The organism is Brevibacterium sp. FAM 24630 (assembly GCF_049804075.1).
GTDB lineage: Bacteria > Actinomycetota > Actinomycetes > Actinomycetales > Brevibacteriaceae > Brevibacterium.
This window is the reverse complement of the sequence record NZ_JBNBZD010000007.1, coordinates 39,684-58,901: the sequence shown is the minus strand read 5'-3', so window position 1 is coordinate 58,901 and position 19,218 is coordinate 39,684. Positions and strand designations below refer to the sequence as shown.

Annotated in this window: 13 protein-coding genes and 2 tRNA genes; 12 read left to right on the top strand and 3 right to left on the bottom strand. The window is 64.7% G+C overall.

Annotation, left to right across the window (positions count from 1 at the left end; translation table 11 throughout):
• Position 1: 1 nt before the first annotated feature.
• Positions 2 to 75: transfer RNA gene (locus ACPUD7_RS07345), tRNA-Pro, on the bottom strand.
• Between the two features lie 164 nt (positions 76 to 239).
• On the opposite strand from ACPUD7_RS07345, the gene ACPUD7_RS07340 reads away from it, so the two are divergent.
• From ACPUD7_RS07340 to ACPUD7_RS07310, 7 genes are all read left to right on the top strand, one after another.
• Positions 240 to 313 (top strand) — tRNA-Gly (locus tag ACPUD7_RS07340).
• Between the two features lie 139 nt (positions 314 to 452).
• Complete coding sequence (locus ACPUD7_RS07335) at positions 453 to 1,832, top strand: hypothetical protein (RefSeq protein WP_425119523.1); 1,380 nt, start codon at positions 453 to 455, stop codon at positions 1,830 to 1,832.
• Between the two features lie 226 nt (positions 1,833 to 2,058).
• Positions 2,059 to 3,414 carry a trigger factor gene (gene tig / locus ACPUD7_RS07330; protein WP_425119522.1) on the top strand — a complete coding sequence of 452 codons (1,356 nt, stop codon included), beginning with the start codon at positions 2,059 to 2,061 and terminating at the stop codon, positions 3,412 to 3,414.
• 204 nt (positions 3,415 to 3,618) lie between these two features.
• Complete coding sequence (locus tag ACPUD7_RS07325) at positions 3,619 to 4,215, top strand: ATP-dependent Clp protease proteolytic subunit (RefSeq protein ID WP_135538843.1); 597 nt, start codon at positions 3,619 to 3,621, stop codon at positions 4,213 to 4,215.
• A gap of 26 nt (positions 4,216 to 4,241) precedes the next feature.
• Positions 4,242 to 4,886 carry an ATP-dependent Clp protease proteolytic subunit gene (locus tag ACPUD7_RS07320; RefSeq protein ID WP_135538581.1) on the top strand — a complete coding sequence of 215 codons (645 nt, stop codon included), beginning with the start codon at positions 4,242 to 4,244 and terminating at the stop codon, positions 4,884 to 4,886.
• A 198-nt stretch (positions 4,887 to 5,084) separates the two neighbouring features.
• A complete protein-coding gene (gene clpX / locus ACPUD7_RS07315) occupies positions 5,085 to 6,368 on the top strand; it encodes an ATP-dependent Clp protease ATP-binding subunit ClpX (protein ID WP_425119521.1) in 1,284 nt (427 codons plus the stop codon).
• 11 nt (positions 6,369 to 6,379) lie between these two features.
• Entirely contained in the window at positions 6,380 to 7,666 is a 1,287-nt protein-coding gene (locus ACPUD7_RS07310; RefSeq protein ID WP_425119520.1) for an MFS transporter, read from the top strand.
• A 240-nt stretch (positions 7,667 to 7,906) separates the two neighbouring features.
• Here ACPUD7_RS07310 and ACPUD7_RS07305 read toward each other — a convergent pair whose 3' ends face one another.
• Both ACPUD7_RS07305 and valS read right to left on the bottom strand, forming a co-directional pair.
• Positions 7,907 to 8,599, bottom strand: coding sequence for an AIM24 family protein (locus tag ACPUD7_RS07305; RefSeq protein ID WP_135538575.1), 693 nt, complete (start codon positions 8,597 to 8,599; stop codon positions 7,907 to 7,909).
• A gap of 278 nt (positions 8,600 to 8,877) precedes the next feature.
• Complete coding sequence (valS, locus tag ACPUD7_RS07300; RefSeq protein ID WP_425119519.1) at positions 8,878 to 11,523, bottom strand: valine--tRNA ligase; 2,646 nt, start codon at positions 11,521 to 11,523, stop codon at positions 8,878 to 8,880.
• Between the two features lie 253 nt (positions 11,524 to 11,776).
• Here valS and ACPUD7_RS07295 point away from each other — a divergent pair, with 253 nt between their 5' ends.
• From ACPUD7_RS07295 to ACPUD7_RS07275, 5 genes are all read left to right on the top strand, one after another.
• Positions 11,777 to 12,991: an acyltransferase gene (locus ACPUD7_RS07295; RefSeq protein ID WP_425119518.1), complete on the top strand. Its 1,215-nt coding sequence runs from the start codon at positions 11,777 to 11,779 to the stop codon at positions 12,989 to 12,991.
• Positions 12,992 to 13,053: 62 nt separating this feature from the next.
• Positions 13,054 to 13,809 (top strand): SDR family oxidoreductase, encoded by a 756-nt coding sequence (locus ACPUD7_RS07290; RefSeq protein WP_135538570.1) that lies wholly within the window; start codon positions 13,054 to 13,056, stop codon positions 13,807 to 13,809.
• A 282-nt stretch (positions 13,810 to 14,091) separates the two neighbouring features.
• On the top strand, positions 14,092 to 17,355 hold the full coding sequence (gene ileS / locus ACPUD7_RS07285) for an isoleucine--tRNA ligase (RefSeq protein WP_425119517.1): 3,264 nt from the start codon (positions 14,092 to 14,094) through the stop codon (positions 17,353 to 17,355).
• The gene (locus ACPUD7_RS07280; protein ID WP_425119516.1) at positions 17,352 to 18,827 is read left to right on the top strand and encodes a bifunctional folylpolyglutamate synthase/dihydrofolate synthase; all 1,476 of its coding nucleotides are present in this window, start codon (positions 17,352 to 17,354) and stop codon (positions 18,825 to 18,827) included. Before ileS ends, ACPUD7_RS07280 begins: the two co-directional genes overlap by 4 nt.
• Positions 18,824 to 19,189 (top strand): DUF4233 domain-containing protein, encoded by a 366-nt coding sequence (locus ACPUD7_RS07275; RefSeq protein WP_425119515.1) that lies wholly within the window; start codon positions 18,824 to 18,826, stop codon positions 19,187 to 19,189. The genes ACPUD7_RS07280 and ACPUD7_RS07275 overlap by 4 nt, the downstream gene beginning before the upstream one ends.
• The last annotated feature ends 29 nt before the right edge of the window (positions 19,190 to 19,218 follow it).

Genomic DNA, 19,218 nt, shown 5'->3' with positions numbered 1-19,218 from the left:
GTCGGGATGACAGGATTTGAACCTGCGACCCTCTGTTCCCAAAACAGATGCGCTACCAAGCTGCGCCACATCCCGCGACGACACCCATCTAACCACAGGCCAGGACCCAGATGCACGCCGGAATCGACCAGTCGCGGTAATGCGATGCAGTTCACACGACGACCGCGCCTGTGGCGCAGCTCACGAACCCTCGATTTGGTGAGCGGAGAGGAACTCGACTATAGTCGATCTCGCACCGCGGGGATGTAGCTCAATGGTAGAGCCTCAGTCTTCCAAACTGATGGTGCGGGTTCGATTCCCGTCATCCCCTCCAGCTACCGGTCTGGCCTTCGGGCCAGGCCGGTTTTCTCATGCCCGCACGTGCCTGTGTGGGTAGAATTCGTCCATACCGTCATCGCCGCCCCGCGACATCGCAGTCCGGTGTCGGCTCCGCACAGCAGGAAGTCCCACTCATGTCCTCCGCCCGGCCCCGCCGTCAACGTGCCGGATTCGCGCTGTCGCGTCGACGGCTGATCGCCGGAGGGGTCGGTCTCGGCCTCATCGGGCTCGGGGCGACGGCGGCGACCCGGGAACTCGCCGAGGCGGCCCAACCCGATCCCGTCCGTTCGGTGACCGTGGCCTACACACGGTCGGGACGCAGAGAGGGCCTCGATGCCGAGGCGGCGCGGAGTCTGCCCGACGGGTCGAGAGTGGTGCCCGGGGCCGCGGTTGCGGCGCCTGCACGGCGGCAGCGGGAATTCCTGACTCAGAGCGCGGCATGGTTAAAACATGTGCCCGAAGCCCGGCGGGGCCTCGCGACCTCGGCGCTGCTGGATCTGTGGGTGCTCAGTGACGGACTGCCGGCCACCGTGGCCGGCTGGGTCGGCCCGTGGAGGTACATCTGGCCTCGTGACACGGCCTTCGCCGCTGTAGCTCTGGCCCGCATCGGCGCTGTCAGACAGGCCTGGAGCCAACTGCTCTACCTGCAGAGCATCCAGGCCGTCGATGGGTCATTCGCCGCCAGAGTGGTCCCCGAGACAGGGATGTCGCCGGACTACCGGGAATCGCAGTTCGACGCTCTCGGACTGGTGCTCTGGGCCGTTGCCGACGTCCTTGCTGCGGCGGAACGGGCCGCTGTCCGACTCGACCTCGACGAGTTGGCCGACCTGCTGCGAAGAACCACCCGGAGACTGCTCGACCACACCGCCCGCGGACAGCATCTGCCGCCGGTGGGCCCGGACTATTGGGAGGTCGGAGAATCACAGGTCACCCTCGGTCTGGCCGGCCCGACTCTGATCGGAATGGACTCGTTGGCCGCGCTGACCGCGGCGGATCCGGAACTGTGGGGCCGCCTCGGCGGGGGAGTCGGCGACGTCCTGCCGGCCGTCGACGCCTATGCCGCGACCTTCGCTCGCACCTTCGGCGCCAACGGGTTGCAGCGCTATCCGACCTCGGGCGGGTGCGATTCGGCTGCTGCCTACCTGCCCGCCGCCGGGCTCGTCCCCACCGACGGTTCCGGCACCCGCATCTACGCGATCGAAGCCGAAGCCCTCGTGACCGTATGGGACCGTCTCGAGCAGCCGGGCGGCGGCATCAAGCCGGGTCACGGATGGATCATCGACCGCTCCAGCTGGAGCCCATCGACCTCGCTCATGGCGCTGGGATTCGCGCGTCTGGGGCAGCACGATCGGGCCGAGGCGATCCTCGATTGGCTGGCCGAGCATCGTACCTTCGCGGGTTCCCTGCCGGAGAAGATCAGTGCCGACGGGCAACCGGTCTCGGTGGCGCCGCTGGCATGGACGGCAGCCAATGTCATCATCACCTTCGACGAGCTCTACGTTCGGCGCGGATAGGCCGCCCCATGAAATAGCGCCGGTTTCGCGTATCGAGAGGGGTTTCGCGTAATATGGGTGATTGCGTCTTGCGGACGTGCGCGAAACATTCGTGGACTTTCGCTCCCCCTTAAGGTCACGGGTTGGCCGATCAGGCTGCGAGATGGTCGACAACGACCACGAGCTGAGCCGGTCAGGTCGGTTGATGGCCGCAAATGCATGACTGTCGAAATTGAAAGGTCGCACTGTGAAGAGCTCCGTCGAGCAACTCGACCCCACCCGGGTCAAGATCAGCGTGGAAGTCCCTTACGCCGAACTCAAACCGAGTGTCGACGAGGCATACACGACCATCGGTGCTCAGGTCACCGTTCCCGGCTTCCGCAAGGGAAAGGTCCCCGCGCGCATCATCGATCAGCGGATCGGTCGTCCGGCAGTCATTCAGGAGGCCATCAACAACGGCCTCGATGACTTCTACCGCAGCGCCGTGGAAGAGAACGAGCTCAAGCCGATGGGTCAGCCCGAGGTTGAGATCTCCGAGGTCCCCGGACTCGACGGCACCGAAGACGGTGACCTCAACTTCACCGTCGAGGTCGACGTCCGCCCCGAGATCGAACTGCCTGCCTACGACTCCATCGCCATCGAGGTCGATCCCATCGAGGTCACCGATGCCGATGTCGATGCCGAGCTCGAGCAGCTGCGCACCCGCTTCGGAACCCTCGTCTCCGTCGACCGCCCGGCAGCCAAGGACGACTTCGTCACCCTCGACCTCATCGCCACGATCGGCGACGAAGAGATCGACTCCGCCTCCGACATTTCCTACCAGGTCGGTGCCGGCACGATGCTCGAAGGCATGGACGAAGCCCTCGACGGACTCTCCGCCGGTGAGACCACGACCTTCGAGACCACTTTCGCCGGCGGCGAGCACGCCGGCGAGCAGGGCACCGTGAAGATCACCCTCGGTGCTGTGAAGGAACGCGAACTGCCCGAGGCCGATGATGACTTCGCTCAGCTGGCCAGCGAATTCGACACGATCGCCGAACTGCGTGAGGATCTGCGCGAGCAGGCCGGCAAGCAGAAGGAGACCGATCAGGGCGTCCAGGCACGCGACAAGGTGCTCGAACACCTCATCGAGACCCTCGAGGTCCCCGTCCCGGCCAAGGTCGTCGCCGACGAGGTCGAGCGTCACCTCGAGTCCGAGGACCGTGTCGACGATGACGAGCACCGCAAGGAGGTCACCGAGGAGACCGAGCGCAACCTGCGCACCCAGTTCATCCTCGACGCCGTCTCCGAAGCCGAGAACGTCGAAGTCAGCCAGCCCGAACTCATCGAGTACCTGATCTCCGCATCGCAGCAGTACGGGATGAACCCGAATGAGTTCGCCCAGATGCTCGACAGCTCCGGACAGGTCAACGCCCTGGTCGGAGAGGTCTCGCGCCGCAAGGCCCTGGCCGCCGTCCTCGCCGGTGCCACCGTGAAGGACACCGACGGCAACGTCGTCGACATGGAGGCCTTCACCTCCGCCGGAGACGACGAAGAAGGAGCCGAGGCTGAGGCCGAGGAGGCTGCTGACGAGGCACCCGCAGAGGCCGCCGAAGAGAACTGAGGAACGGCCGCCTCGGCGGTGGATTCCCGATGAGACGGTGGGGTCGGATGATCATCCGACCCCACCGTCTCGCCGTATCCGGACTCGACGATCACGCTGAGGGCGAACACAGGCCTCGCCGCGGACTAAAACCCGGTGGTCAGAGGTTAGAGTCCATAACAAGCCATCCACAGAACACAGGAGTGAAACGTGAGCGCACACGACATGACAGCTCCCGTCGGCCTCGACGCCGGTGGGGGAATGGGCCTGGACGACCATATCTTCAATCGTCTTCTCAAGGAGCGCATCATCTGGCTCGGTTCAGAGGTGCGCGACGACAACGCCAACGCGATCTGTGCGCAGATGATGCTGCTGGCCGCTGAGGACCCGGACGCCGATATCTCGCTCTACATCAACTCACCCGGCGGCTCGGTCACTGCCGGCATGGCCATCTACGACACCATGCAGTACATCAAGCCCGACGTGTCGACCGTGGCGATGGGCATGGCCGCCTCCATGGGACAGTTCCTGCTGTCCTCGGGAACCCCGGGCAAGCGCTTCGCGACCCCGCACGCTCGCATCCTCATGCACCAGCCGCTCGGCGGAATCGGCGGCACCGCCACCGATATCAAGATCCAGGCCGAGCTCATCCTGCACATGAAGAAGCAGATGGCCGAACTGACTGCCGAGCAGACCGGAAAGTCGCTCGAGCAGATCCTCAAGGACAATGATCGTGACCACTGGTTCACCGCCGAGGAGGCCCTCGAGTACGGCTTCATCGACAAGATGGTCACCCGCGCGTCCGACGTCGAGAACAACTGAGCAGGAGTGAGGGAAGAATGAATTCAATGAACTTTATGCCGGGTTCGACGGCGTCGAACATGCCGCAGTCACGTTACGTCATGCCGCAGTTCGAGGAGCGCACCCCTTACGGCTTCAAACGCCAGGATCCGTACACGAAGCTCTTCGACGACCGTGTCGTCTTCCTCGGTGCGCAGGTCGATGACACCAGCGCCGACGATGTCATGGCTCAGCTGCTCGTCCTCGAGTCGCAGGATCCCGACCGGGACATCACCCTCTACATCAACTCGCCCGGTGGTTCGTTCACCGCGATGACAGCGATCTACGACACGATGCAGTACATCAAGCCGGAGATCCAGACCGTCTGCCTCGGCCAGGCCGCTTCGGCCGCCGCCGTGCTGCTCGCCGCCGGTTCTCCCGGCAAGCGACTGGCCCTGCCGAACGCGCGTGTGCTCATCCACCAGCCGGCCATGCAGGGGCAGGGGCAGGGCCAGGCGTCCGACCTGGAGATCCAGGCCGCTGAAGTGCTGCGGATGCGCGAATGGCTCGAGGGGACTCTGGCCAAGCACTCGAACAAGGAAGCCTCGCAGGTCTCGAACGACATCGAACGCGACCTCTTCCTCACGGCCGAGCAGGCCAAGGACTACGGCCTCGTCGACCAGGTGCTCTCCTCGCGCAAGAACGCGAGCTGAGCCCTTCGCGGACCGAACGAATCCGGTGTGAACGGGCCCGTACGGCGATGACCGTGCGGGCCCGTTTTCGGCTTCGCCGGCCGACACACCGAATGACGTTGCTGGCGGCTCGCGTCAGCCACGTATGGGAAGCTATTGAGGTACAGGAAACACGAGCGGTAGAGTTGGGGCCAAGCGTCCTGGCGAAAGGTTGTGACAGTGGCTCGCAGTGCGGACGGAGCAGACCTGCTCAAATGCAACTTCTGTGGGAAGTCCCAGAAGCAGGTTCGGAAACTCATCGCCGGACCTGGTGTTTACATCTGCGATGAATGCATCGGGCTCTGCAACGAGATCATCGAAGAGGAACTCAGCGAATCCACTCCTGATCAGGCGGAACTCGAGCTGCCCAAGCCGCGTGAGATCTTCGACTTCCTGCAGGAGTACGTCGTCGGTCAGGAACCGGCGAAGAAGGCTCTGTCCGTGGCCGTCTACAACCATTACAAGCGTATCCGCTCCCTGCAGTCCGGTGAGGACACGAAGACACTCGGCGGCGAGAACGATGTGGAGATCGCGAAGTCGAACATCCTCCTCGTCGGTCCCACCGGGTCCGGTAAGACCTATCTGGCGCAGTCACTGGCGAGGCGCCTGAACGTGCCCTTCGCCGTCGCCGATGCCACCGCGCTGACCGAGGCCGGCTATGTCGGCGAAGACGTCGAGAACATCCTGCTCAAGCTCATCCAGGCCGCCGACTTCGACATCCAGCGCGCCGAACACGGCATCATCTACATCGACGAGATCGATAAGATCGCCCGCAAGTCGGAGAACCCGTCGATCACCCGAGACGTCTCCGGTGAAGGGGTGCAGCAGGCACTGCTGAAGATCCTCGAAGGCACGCAGGCCTCGGTGCCTCCGCAGGGTGGTCGCAAACACCCTCATCAGGACTTCCTGCAGATCGACACGACCAATGTGCTCTTCATCGTCGCCGGCGCATTCGCCGGTATGGAAGAGATCGTCGCCGGTCGCAAGGGCAAGCACGGAATCGGCTTCGGGGCCCTGCTGCAGTCGAAGAACGACGAAGAGGACCTCTACGCCGACATCCTGCCCGAAGATCTGCTCAAGTTCGGTCTCATTCCCGAGTTCATCGGCCGCCTGCCCGTGCTGGCCACGGTGTCCAACCTCGATCGCGCGGCGCTCATGTCGATCCTCACCGAACCGAAGAACGCCCTGGTCAAGCAGTATCAGCGCATGTTCGAGTTCGACAATGTCTCGCTGACCTTCGAAACCGACGCCCTCGAGTCCATCGCCGATCTCGCGCTGCTGCGCGGCACGGGTGCTCGCGGACTGCGGTCGATTTTGGAAGAGGTCCTGCAACCTGTCATGTTCGATGTGCCCTCGCGAGAGGACATCGCCGAGGTGGTCGTGACCAAGGAGGTCGTCGACAGCAATGTCGCACCGACGCTCGTGCCGAAGTCGCGGAACAGGACGAACAAGAAATCTGCCTGAGCCTCTGACACATGAGGCTCTTCGCTGATACCCGACCGCTGAAGTACGCCGCTTTTAGGCGGCTGTGGTTGGCCAATATCGTCACCGTCATCGGTGCGCAGATGACGGTCGTGGCCATTCCTGCACAGATCTTCCACATCACCGGGTCCTCGGCGTATGTCGGACTGGCCGGAGCCTTCGGCTTCGTTCCACTCGTCGTCTTCGGACTGTGGGGCGGTTCACTGGCTGATGTCGTCGATCGCCGCAGACTTCTCGTCATCTCGACGATCGGCCTCATCGTCACCAGCGCGCTGCTGGCGCTCTGGGCTCTCCTGGGATTGGAGAACGTGTGGCTGCTGCTGTGCACATTCTCCCTGCAGCAGGCATTCTTCGGTCTCAACCAACCCGCAAAAGGGGCGCTGCTGCCGACGATCGTGCCGCTGAGACTGCTGCCCGCCGCGAACTCGCTGAACATGACGGTGATGACCTTGGGCGCGGTCATCGGTCCGGTCATCGGCGGAGCCCTCATCCCGCTCTTCGGGTATCAGCTGCTGTATGTCCTCGACGCGGTGTTCCTCTTCGCGACCCTCTACGCCGTCGTCAGACTCCCGTCCCTCCCGCCGAAGAAGCAGCCCGATACCCGTTCGGGATTCAAAGGCATCATCGACGGATTCCGGTATCTCAAGACGAACACCGTCGTCATGGTGTCTCTGCTCGTCGATGTCATCGCCATGGTCTTCGGAATGCCTCGGGCTCTGTTTCCGCAGATCGCCACCGAGACCTTCGACGGACCTGACGAAGGCGGCATCGTCTTCTCGCTGCTCTTCGCCGCTTTGGCCGCCGGCAGCGCCTTGGCCGGTATCTTCTCCGGCTGGGTGTCCCGCGTCGAACGGCAGGGGCTGGCGGTGATCATCGCGATCGTCGTGTGGGGTTCGGCGATGACGATCTTCGGTCTCAGTCTCGAACTCGTGTCGAATCTCTGGCTCGTCGCACTCGTCGTCGCCTTGAGCGCACTGGCCGTGGGCGGGGGAGCGGACATCATCTCCTCCGCATTCAGGTCCACGATGCTTCAGGAGGCCGCGACCGATGACATGCGCGGTCGGATGCAGGGTGTCTTCATCGTCGTGGTCGCCGGAGGGCCGCGCGTCGCCGATCTGCTCCACGGTTCGGCGGCCGCGGTGACGAACACGACGGTAGCCTCGGCCGGAGGCGGCATCGCCGTCATCGTGCTCGTGCTCGCCTGCGCTTTCATCTTCCCAGCCTTCAGGAGGTACCGGGTCGACCGCGGCGACTCCGAGCACTCCGTCACCGTCGACTGACTCACCGACGCCGCTGCGCCGGGCAGAACCGCGTGCCCGCAGCCCTCACCGGTTTCCGCACTGCGCACCGCAGACCGTACGTCCTCGCGCACCCGACTGTCTGCACCGATAGTTTCGGCATCAGTCACCGTCGGCGGCAGCACCCACTGGTGCACCGGGGTGGTGTGAAGCTGCTGGTGGGGGATGGTGCTCGCAACTGCCGCGCGGCAAGAGACTGCCGCGCGGATCAGTGCGGCCGGGTCAGTTGGAAGTCGCCGAATAGACGGCATTCTCCGCGGGCTGGACGACGACGAAGCCGGGTCCGTGGAAGGCCAGCTGCACGGATTCGCCGGAGCCGCGGCCGAAGAACGTGCCGACGCTGACATCGGTCTTGATCTGTGGCGCCAGAGCCGAGGACCAGCACACTGCGGCCTGCGGGTCGACGAAGGTCGGCTGCTGCGAGCAGTCGAGAACCATCGGATCTCCCTTGCAGCAGATGGCCGCGGTACCCTGCCCGGCGAGTTCGAGGTTGAACAGTCCCGAGCCGCTGACCATGGCACCGACACCGCCCTTGATGCGCTTGATCTCCCAGTTGAGCGCGTCGTCGAAGGCCAGCAGGTTCGAGGTGTTGACGGTCAGAGCGTCCTGGGGCCCTTCGAGAGCCATCATGAAGATGTTCGACGCTTCGCGGGCGAAGAACACTTCGCCGTGACCTTCGACGCGCATGACATTGCCGCCCTCGCCGGTGGCTGCCTTCTTCATGAACTGCCCGACCGACTTCGAGCCCTGGTGGGTGAAGCGGACGTCGCCCTGGTAGGCGACCATGGCGCCCTTGGTGGCGATCATCGGTGCGTTCGGCGTGACCACCGTGCGCAGCATCTTCTTCGACTGGAGGGTCCAGCGATCCTGATTCTGGATCTCGGCATTGCGCTGGGAAAAGAGTTCGCTTCTCACGTTCCGTGGGCCTTTCTTCAGGCAGGAGGTCCTGACTGGTTATGGTGTCGAAACCATAGTACGTGGGCGAGGCCGTCGTCCCCGGCCAGCCGTGTGCCCATTCGGGAACACTCGAGATGCTCCGCCGTGACAGAAACAGGGGCCCGCGCAGTCTCGGCCGCATCCCGGGGCTGTCGTCGGAAGAGTCGAAGAAACCCCATGGCATCCGCCGCCGGCGATGAGACGTCGTGGTGGGTGCCATGGGGTCCGATGCTGCGGACCGGGCAAGAGCTCTCCGGTCAGGCTTGGTCGACGAAGGTGATCTCGTCGACGCTGATCTCCTCGCCGGCTTTGACGGTGGTCAGCGATTCGACACGGCCGGCGGCCTTGAGATCGCCTTCGGCAGACTTGATCGCAGCGACGACTGCAGCCGGTGCCTGGATCGTCACCGAGGCGACGCCGGTCTTCTGCGAGACCTTCGCTTCGGTCTTCGTGCGGCGGATCTCGGTCAGGGCCGCAGCCACCGACGCCAACAGCTCCGGATCCACGCTCGACTCCGGGTGGCTCAGCGACTCATCCGCCGGCCACGGCGCACGGTGGATCGAACCGGTGCGCCACCAGGACCAGACCTCTTCGGTCACGAAGGGCATGAATGGAGCGAACAGGCGCAGCAGCACATCGAGCGCTGTGGCGAGCGTGACATGGGCAGACAGCTGATCGTCCTCGCCTGTCGAACCGTATGAACGATCCTTGACGAGCTCGACGTAATCGTCGGTGAACTCCCAGAAGAAGCTCTCGGCCACACGCAGAGCATGGGCGTAGTCGTAGTCGGCCATATGCGCTCCGGCCTGGTCGACGACCGCGGACAGCCGCGTGAGCAGTGCACGGTCGAGATCGTGGGTGACCGCACCGAGCGCACCGATGAGACCGGAGTGCACGCCCTGCGCCAGTGCGAACTTCGAGGCGTTGAGCAGCTTCATGGCCAGACGGCGCCCGATCTGCATCTGAGTGACGTCATAGGCGGTATCGGCACCGAGCTTCGCACTCGCAGCCCAATATCGCACCGCATCGGGGCCGAACCCGGGCTTGGCCTCGCCGAGGATGTCCGAGGGCACGACGACGTTGCCCTTCGATTTCGACATCTTCTTCCGGTCCGGATCGAGGATCCAGCCCGAGAGTCCCGCGTGCTTCCATGGAGCCGCATCATTGAGTGAATTCGCGCGCACCACGGTGGAGAACAGCCACGTGCGGATGATGTCGTGTCCCTGGGGGCGCAGGTCGAAGGGGAACACCTTGCCGAAGAAGTCCTCGTCGCGTGACCAGCCGCCGAGCAGCTGCGGAGTCAGCGACGACGTCGCCCAGGTATCGAGGACATCGGGATCGGCGGTGAACCCGCCGGGTACGTCACGCTGGTCATCGGTGAAGCCGGCGGGCACCTCGGCGATGGGATCGACGGGAAGCGATTCGGGAACGATCGGATCCTCGTAGTCGGGCTGCCCATCGGCATCGAGGCGGTACCACAGCGGAATCGGCACACCGAAGTAGCGCTGACGGGAGACCAGCCAATCGCCGTGCAGATTCTCCACCCAGTTCTCATAGCGTGAGCGCATGAACGTCGGATGCCATTCGATCTCACGTCCGCGGGCGATGAGCGCATCGCGCAGTTCGGCGGAGCGACCGCCGTTGCGGATGTACCACTGGCGGCTGGTGACGACCTCGAGCGGCTTGTCGCCCTTCTCATAGAACGGAACCGGGTGCGTGATCGGTTCGATCTCTCCGATGAGATCACCGGAATCGATGAGCATCTGCGCGATGTCCTTGCGCGCGGAGAACGTCGTCTTGCCCGCCAGAGCTTCGTAGTTGGCCACGGCATCGGACTTCGGCGAGGACGCGATCCACTCGGGAACCTCGAGGTTGAGGCGGCCGCCGCGGTTGATCACCGCACGTGTGGGCAGATCGAGTTCACGCCACCAGGTGACGTCGGTGAGGTCGCCGAAGGTGCAGACCATGGCGATGCCGGTTCCCTTGTCGGACTTCGCGAGCTCATGGGCACGCACCTCGACGCTGACGCCGAAGAGGGGTGAGACGACGTTCGTGCCGAACAGGGAGGCGTAGCGTTCGTCATCGGGGTGAGCGACGAGGGCGACGACGGCCGGGATGAGCTCGGGGCGGGAGGTGAGGATGATGATCGGCTCGGCCGAGGTGTCGGCGAGTCCGTCGGCACCTTCGGGGAAGAACTTCACCTTGTGGTAGGCGCCGTCCTTCTCCCGGTCTTCGAGCTCGGCCTGGGCCACGGCGGTTCCGAAGGTCACATCCCACATCGTCGGGGCGTCCTGGGAGTAGGCGTGGCCGCCCTCGAGGTCTTTGAGGAAGGCGCGCTGGCTCACGGCGCGGGAGTCGTCGTCGATCGTGCGATACGTGTACGTCCAGTCCACGGACAGACCGGTGGACCGGAACAGGTCCTCGAAGACGTGCTCGTCCTCGGCCGAGAGCTTCTCACACAGCTCGATGAAGTTCTGGCGTGAGATCTTCACGAAGTCACGAGAATTCTTCGGCGCCTTCTCCGGCGGCTGGAAATTCGGGTCGTAGCTTTCGCTGGGGTCGCAGGTGACGCCGTAGTAGTTCTGCACCCGGCGTTCGGTGGGCAGTCCGTTGTCATCCCAGCCGAGCGGGTAGAACACATTCTTGCCGGTCATGCGCTGGTAGCGGGCGATGATGTCGGTCTGCGTGTAGGAGAACACGTGCCCGACGTGCAGGGACCCCGAAGCCGTGGGCGGGGGAGTGTCGATCGAGTAGACCTGCTCACGATCGGTCTCGACGTCGAAGGCGTAGACGTTCTGCTCGCTCCACGCGGCGTCCCATTTGTCCCGCAGACCCTCAAGGGCGGGTTTGTCAGGCAGGTTCACTGACTCGTGCGTCGAGTCCGAAAAGGCAGGTGTGTTCATAATTGCTGATTTTCTCACCCGGTTCGCTTCTGGCCAAACCGGTTCCCGCCCCGGCCGCGCCGGAACACAGGCGAAATTCGTCGACCGTGTCGAAACCGATCGGCGAGGCGGCTGCACGCCCCCAAAGGAGCCGCACCGAGGAGTGGACCGGAATGTCGGGAAGCCGATCGTCAGGACAGAGGAGGAACGTCAGGACTCATACTCTGAATGCGAGTTGAGACGCGAGCGCGGCGGTCAATGAGAATATGGACGCATGGCGCCCTTGGACAGAATTCCGACAGAGAATCCGCCTGCCACCTCGACGGCGTGGATGAACCCGGCTCGGGCGATCGCGATCGTCGCCGTCGTCGCCATCCACTCCCTGGGCACCGTGGTCGAACAGAATTTCGCGGACATGGGCCACGACTGGTGGCTGGCCAATCTCATCGACTCCGCCTGCCGGTGGTCGGTGCCGGTGTTCATCATGATCTCCGGTGCCTTGGCGCTCGACCCCGCGCGTGGGAGCAAACCTCGGAAGTTCCTCAGCAAGCGTGTGTGGCGCATCGGCATCCCGCTCGTGTTCTGGACGGCCGTCTACGTTCTGTTCCGCCGTTACTATCTCCAGCCTGACGATGAGAGCTGGAGCCCGGGGATCGCCATCCTCACCGGTTCGCCGTTCGTTCAGCTCTACTTCCTCTACGTCCTCGCGGGCCTGACCCTGCTCACCCCGTTCTTCCGTCTCCTCAGCGTCCACGGCTCCCGCCGCCTGCAATGGGGCACGGGCCTGATCTTCCTGGGCATCGGCATGCTCGACCAGTGGGTGTCGATGATCTTCGACGTCGGCGAGGCCAATATCGCCACCCGCTTCCTGCCCATGGCCGGCTTCTACATCCTCGGCTGGGTGCTGCGCGACATCGTGCTGAGCAGAAGGGCCGTCGTGCTCGCCTGGGTCAGCCTCATCGGATCGATCGCCGTGACCGCTCTGTGGGCAGGCTTCGGCTCGGGCGAGAAACCGTGGATGTTTCCCTACGAGTACCTGTCTCCGGGCGTCGTCATCGCCTCGCTGTCGGCCTATCTGCTCTTCCACCACCACCTGCGCACCGGTTTCGGCTTCCTCCACTGGTTCTACCCGTATTCCTTCGGCGTCTTCCTCCTCCACCCGCTCGTCCTCTACCCGGTGCGCAATGAGATGGGACTGCCGACGACTGTTGCCGGAGTCCTGCTGCACGCCTTCGTCATGCCGCTTGCCTACACCGTCATCTGCGCCGCCGTCACCTGGTTGGCCGTGAAGATCCCCGGAGTCCGCGCGGTCTTCGGCGAGGGCGGGCCACGCAACCCGCACTCGCGGCCCACAGCGAAGGAGCAGCGTGAGTCGAAGGCCGAAGGCGCACACGAACATCCTCAGCCGCCGGGCCAAGCGGGGGCATCGGTTGAGCCGTTGTCCCCGCACGCCTCGGATCCCGACCCGCTGGAGCCGGAGAGTCCGTAGACTGGGCTCGAAACAGGTGATCGTGCCCGCGATCACCGGAACCGAGACCAGGGAGTACGGAGATGGAAACACTGAGAGCAGTGGTGACGGGCGCGAGCTCGGGCATCGGCGCCGCCACCGTTCGGCAGCTGCGCGACCAGGGCTGGGATGTTGTCGCCGTGGCCCGCCGTGAGGACAAGCTCAAGGCTCTCGCCGAGGAGACCGGAGCCAGCTACATCGTCGCCGACCTCACCGATGACGCCGCCGTCGAATCCATGGCCGCCGAGGTGCTCGCCGGTGGAGCCGTGCACTCGCTCGTCGCGAATGCCGGAGCCGCATTCGGCGTCGACACCATCGCCGACTCCGATGTCGAGGGCTGGAAGAAGATGTTCGACATCAACGTCCTCGGTGTCCTCCGCGTCGTCAAAGCACTCCTGCCCGGACTCATCGACTCCGGTCGCGGAGACATCGCCGTGATGTCCTCGACCGCCGGGCACCAGGCGTATGAGAAGGGCGGTGGCTATGTGGCGACGAAGCACGGCTCGCATACGATTGCGGCCACCCTGCGACTCGAGCTGCTCGGCCAGCCGGTGCGGGTCATCGAGATCGCTCCGGGCATGGTCGCGACCGAGGAGTTCAGCGTCAAACGGCTCGGGGGAGACGAGGAGGGTGCGGCGAAGGTCTACGAAGGCGTCGAGAATCCGCTGACCGCCGAGGATGTCGCCGACGCGGTGGTCTACGCGCTCACCCGTCCGCATCACTTCAACGTCGATCTCATGGTCATTCGTCCCATCGCGCAGGCCGAGCAGTACAAGGTGGCCAGGCACAAGGGGCTGTGATCATCACCCCTTGGCTGCGCCGAAGCGAAGTTTCCGGGCGCGGCCATGGGGTATACGATGGGATGTGCGTTGATCCGGCCATCACCGGGGAGCATCCGGAAGAACGGACCCTGCGAGCCATCGCGGGGATCTCAGTAGAACCGGACGGGTGGATCCGTCACAGTCCTGACAATGAGCGATCCGCGCCCCGGCCCCATCGGGACCGACTGCGGATAAGCGAGGTGGTACCGCGGCAGACTGTCGTCCTCGTGTCAGTGACCGCAGTGACCCAGAAGGACGCTCATGACTCAGCCTCTCTACCCCAAGGTATCGACTTCGACCTTCGGCCTATCCACCTCTCCGAACTTTCCGGAGATCGAAGACGCTGTGCTCCGCTATTGGCAGGAGGACGACACATTCAAAGCGTCGATCGAACAGCGGGATGCCGGCGTCAACGGTGAGAATGAGTTCGTCTTCTACGACGGCCCACCCTTCGCCAATGGTCTGCCCCACTACGGTCACCTGCTCACCGGCTACGTCAAGGACGTGGTCCCGCGCTTCCAGACGATGCGCGGGAAGAAGGTCGAGCGTCGCTTCGGTTGGGACACCCACGGCCTGCCCGCCGAGCTCGAGGCAGAACGCCAGCTGGGAATCACGGACAAGTCCGAGATCGGCCGGATGGGGCTGGCCGCCTTCAACGACGCCTGCCGCTCCTCCGTCCTTCGGTACACGAAGGAGTGGGAGGAGTATGTCACCCGACAGGGACGCTGGGTCGACTTCGAGAACGACTACAAGACGCTGGGCGTCGACTACATGGAAAGCGTCATCTGGGCGTTCAAGCAGCTGTGGGACAAGGGCCTCGTCTACGAGGGCTACCGGGTCCTGCCGTACTGCTGGAAGGACGAGACACCGCTGTCGAACCATGAGCTGCGCATGGACGACGATGTCTACAAGATGCGCCAGGACCCGGCGGTGACGATCGGGTACAAACTCAAGGACTCCGAAGAGTGGGTCCTCATCTGGACCACGACCCCGTGGACCGTGCCGTCGAACCAGGCGGTGGCCGTCAACCCCGAGATCCCGCTCGTCGCAGTGATCCCCGGCACCGACGGAGCCGAGGAGCTGCAGGGCAGAACCCTCATCCTCGCCGAGGCGCGACTGGGCGCGTACGCCCGAGAGCTCGGTGAGGACCCGCAGATCGTGCGCACCTTCGCCGGCAGCGAACTGGTCGGCGCCGCCTACGAGCCTCCGTTCCCGTACTTCGAGGGCCGCCAGGAGGAATTCGGTGAGAACATGCACACCATCCTCGCCGCGGACTTCGTCACCGTCGAAGACGGCACCGGCATCGTCCACCAGTCGCCGGCTTTCGGTGAAGAGGACAAGGAGCTCACCGACTCCTACGGCATCACCGCCGCCCGCCCCGTCGACGACGCCGGTCGTTTCGAATCGACCGTGGCCGACTACGCCGGCCAACTGGTCTTCGATGCGAACAAGGCCATCATCAAGGACCTGCGCAATCACACCGGCCCGATGGAATCGCGCCATGCTCTGCTGGTCCGTCACGAGTCCTACGAGCACTCGTACCCGCACTGCTGGCGCTGCCGGAACCCGCTGATCTACCGTGCGGTGTCGTCTTGGTTCGTCCGCGTCACCGAGTTCAAGGATCGTATGGTCGAACTCAACGAGCAGATCACCTGGGTGCCCGAGAACGTCAAGCACGGCCAATTCGGCAAATGGCTGGAGAACGCCCGCGACTGGTCGATCTCGCGCAACCGCTTCTGGGGGTCGCCCATCCCGGTGTGGATCTCCTCTGATCCCTCCTATCCTCGCACCGACGTCTACGGCTCTCTGGCCGAGATCGAAGCCGACTTCGGACGCCTTCCGGTCAATGACTCCGGCGAAGTGGACCTGCACCGCCCGTGGGTCGATGACCTGACCCGTCCGAACCCGGACGACCCGACCGGCAAGTCGGTGATGCGCCGCATTCCTGAGATCTTCGACGTCTGGTTCGACTCCGGGTCGATGAGCTATGCCCAGGTGCACTACCCGTTCGAGAACTCCGAATGGTTCGACAACCATTTCCCGGCAGACTTCATCGTCGAATACGTGGGCCAGACCCGCGGTTGGTTCTACCTGCTGCACGTGCTCGCCACCGCGATCTTCGACCGTCCGGCGTTCACGAACTGCATCTCCCACGGCATCGTCCTCGGCTCGGACGGACAGAAGATGTCGAAGTCGCTGCGCAACTACCCCGATGTCAACGAGGTCTTCAACCGCGACGGCTCGGACGCGATGCGCTGGTTCCTCATGGCCTCCTCGATTCTGCGCGGCGGCAACCTCGTCGTCACCGAGCAGGGCATCCGCGACGGAGTCCGCCAGGTCGTGCTCCCGCTGTGGAACACCTGGCAGTTCTTCGCCACCTACTCCAATGCCGCCGACGGGGTCGACGGGGGGCAGACCGGCTATCAGTCGCAGACCCGATACAACTCCTCCCAGGTCCTCGACCGGTACCTGCTGGCCAAGACCCATGACCTCATCGTCGAATTCGCCGAGGCGATGGACGGACTCGACATCTGGTCCGCCTGCGATCTCGTGCGAAGCTACCTCGATATGCTCACGAACTGGTACGTGCGGCGATCGCGCCGCCGTTTCTGGGACGGCGGCGTCGACACGCACGAGTCCTTCGACGTGTTCTCCACCTGCCTCGAAGCCTTCTGCCGGGTCGCGGCCCCGCTGCTGCCGTTCACGGTCGAAGAGATCTACCGCGGACTCACCGGCGAACGGTCGGTGCACCTGGCCGACTACCCCGACGCCGCGGCGTTCCCCGCCGATGCCGACCTGGTGGCGGCGATGGATCTCACTCGCGATATCTGCTCGACCGCGTCCTCGGTGCGCAAGGCCCACCATCTGCGTGTGCGGCTGCCGCTGTCGCAGATGACGGTGGCCACGGACACCGAGCTCGGCAGCGACTTCACCGACATCATCGCCGATGAGCTCAACGTCCGCACCGTATCGGTCCTCGACGTCGACGAGGCGGAGGCGGCCGGGTTCTCCCTGTCGCAGAACCTCGTCGTCAACGCCCGGGCGGCGGGCCCGCGCCTGGGCAAGCAGGTCCAGCAGGTCATCAAGGCGTCGAAGACCGGCGACTGGTCGGTCACCGACGGCACCGTCATCAGCGGCGGCATCGAACTCGTCGAAGGCGAATACACCTTGGACTCGGTGGCCGAATCCGGCACCGAGGGCATGGAGCTCGCGGCACTGGACTCCGGCTTCATCGCCCTCGACACCCGGGTCACCCCGGAGCTCGAAGCCGAAGGCATGGCGCGTGACACCGTCCGCGCCATCCAAGGCATCCGCAAGCAGCTCGACCTGCACATCTCCGACCGGATCGCCGTGACGATCGAAGCGAACGCCGAAATGGCAGCCGCCCTCGAGCCCCACTCGGGCCTCATCGCGGGAGAGACCCTGGCCTCTTCGCTGACCTTCGGCCAGTCCGCCGACGGCGGTGAGGTCTTCACCCCCGAAGAGCTGCCGGAAGGCACCCGTCTGGCGGTGAGCCCGGTATGAGCAACGACGATAGCCGCGTCGCGGACACCACGACCGGGAACGACAGCACCCAGGGCCCCGGTCAGGACTCCGCGGCCGCGATCGACCCGCAGGCCCAGGAAGCCTCCCGGGCCGAACTCGCTCGGGTCTACGCCCTGCTGCTCGCTCGAGCGGGAGAGACCCAGGTCGAGCTGCGTCTCGACGCGACGTCGCGGGCCTGTGAGCTCCTCGGCGATATCCACACCGCCGCCCCGACGATCACGGTGACGGGCACGAACGGGAAGACATCCACGGCACGGATGATCGACTCGCTCATCACCGCGCACGAACTGCGGGTCGGCCGGTTCACAAGCCCGCACCTGCATTCGGTGACCGAGCGGATCTCCGTCGACGGCGCGCCCGTGTCGGCGGAGACATTCGTGCGGATCTTCGATGAGATCGCCCCCTACCTCGAGATCGTCGACGCCCAGCTCGGGGCCGAAGGCCGCGCGAAGCTCACCTACTTCGAGGCGCTGACCGTGCTCGCCTTCGCCGTGTTCGCCGATGCTCCCGTCGATGTCGTCATCACCGAGGTCGGCATGGGCGGGCAGTGGGATTCGACGAACGTCGCCGACGCTCAGGTGTGCGTGTTCACAAAGATCGGACTCGACCATCAGGCATTCCTCGGCGACTCGATCGAGGAGATCGCCACCACGAAGTCGGGCATCCTCGACCGCACTGTCGAGCCGAGCCCGGCACCGACCCCGGTCGCCGTCAGCGCAGTTCAGGACGAAACCGCGCAGGTCGTGCTCGATGCCGAAGCAGCCCGTCGTGAGGTCCCGCTGGTGACCGAGGACAGGGACTTCCGCCTCCTCGACCGGCAGCGTGCCGTCGACGGACAGCTCATCACCGTGCAGGGCCGACGGGACGTCTACTCGGATGTCTTCGTACCGCTGCACGGTGTCCACCAGGCGCACAATGCCGCCGTCGCGCTCGTCGCCGTCGAAGCGTTCCTCGGCGCCGACGACAAGCCCTTGGACCTGGAGACCGTGGCCGAGGGCTTGGCGAGGGTGACCTCGCCGGGGCGCGCCGAACTCGTCCGCACCGGGCCCAGCGTCGTCGTCGACGGGGCACACAATCCCGATGCCGCCCATGTCCTCGCCGACACCCTCGCCGAGGCGTTCGACTTCGACTACGTGGTCATGGTGCTCGCAATGCTTGAGGACAAAGACATCGACGGGGTGCTCGAAGAGCTTCACCGCAGCGCGGACGTGTTCGTCGTCAGCGAGATGCTCAGCGCCCGTGCACTGCCGGCCGAAGACCTCGCCGAGGCGGCCCGCGAATGGGTCGATGAGGACGACGTCTTCGTCGCCTCCGACCTCAACGCCGCGCTGATGAAGGCCATCGACTTGGCCAACGGCGTCGACGCGAAGAGCCCCGGCATCGTCGTCACCGGGTCGCTCTACACCGTCGCCGAGGCCCGGCTGCTGCTGGGCAGGGGAGATGATCTGTGAAATCCAAGTATCCCGTCCTGTGCGGGTCGATCCTCATCTGCGAGCTCCTCGTCGTCTACTTCGCCGTGCTCACGACCTTCGGTCTGTCCGTGAAGTCGGCGCAGACCCTGACTCTGGGACAGCTGCTCATCGGAGCGTCGATCATCGCCGTGTTCGCGGTTGTCGCGGTGATCCTGCTGCCGCGTCGCATCGGTGAGAAACGACCCGGTGTGATCCTCGGCTGGATCGTCCAGGTGCTGCTGCTGGCCTCCGGATTCGTGCTCAGCTCGATGTTCTTCGTCGGTGCTCTGTTCCTCGCCCTGTGGGCGGCGGCAGTGTACTGGTCGGCCCGCATCGACCGTGAGGTCGCCGCTCGCTCCTGAGCCCCAACACTTCCGGGCAGAACCGCGGT

Coding starts and splice junctions, on each gene's coding strand:
- ACPUD7_RS07280 (WP_425119516.1), top strand. CDS start 17,352: ATGAGCAACGACGATAGCCGCGTCGCGGACACCACGACCGGGAACGAC.
- valS (WP_425119519.1), bottom strand. CDS start 11,523: ATGAACACACCTGCCTTTTCGGACTCGACGCACGAGTCAGTGAACCTG.
- ACPUD7_RS07290 (WP_135538570.1), top strand. CDS start 13,054: ATGGAAACACTGAGAGCAGTGGTGACGGGCGCGAGCTCGGGCATCGGC.
- ACPUD7_RS07335 (WP_425119523.1), top strand. CDS start 453: ATGTCCTCCGCCCGGCCCCGCCGTCAACGTGCCGGATTCGCGCTGTCG.
- ACPUD7_RS07295 (WP_425119518.1), top strand. CDS start 11,777: ATGGCGCCCTTGGACAGAATTCCGACAGAGAATCCGCCTGCCACCTCG.
- ACPUD7_RS07325 (WP_135538843.1), top strand. CDS start 3,619: ATGACAGCTCCCGTCGGCCTCGACGCCGGTGGGGGAATGGGCCTGGAC.
- ACPUD7_RS07310 (WP_425119520.1), top strand. CDS start 6,380: ATGAGGCTCTTCGCTGATACCCGACCGCTGAAGTACGCCGCTTTTAGG.
- ileS (WP_425119517.1), top strand. CDS start 14,092: ATGACTCAGCCTCTCTACCCCAAGGTATCGACTTCGACCTTCGGCCTA.
- ACPUD7_RS07320 (WP_135538581.1), top strand. CDS start 4,242: ATGAACTTTATGCCGGGTTCGACGGCGTCGAACATGCCGCAGTCACGT.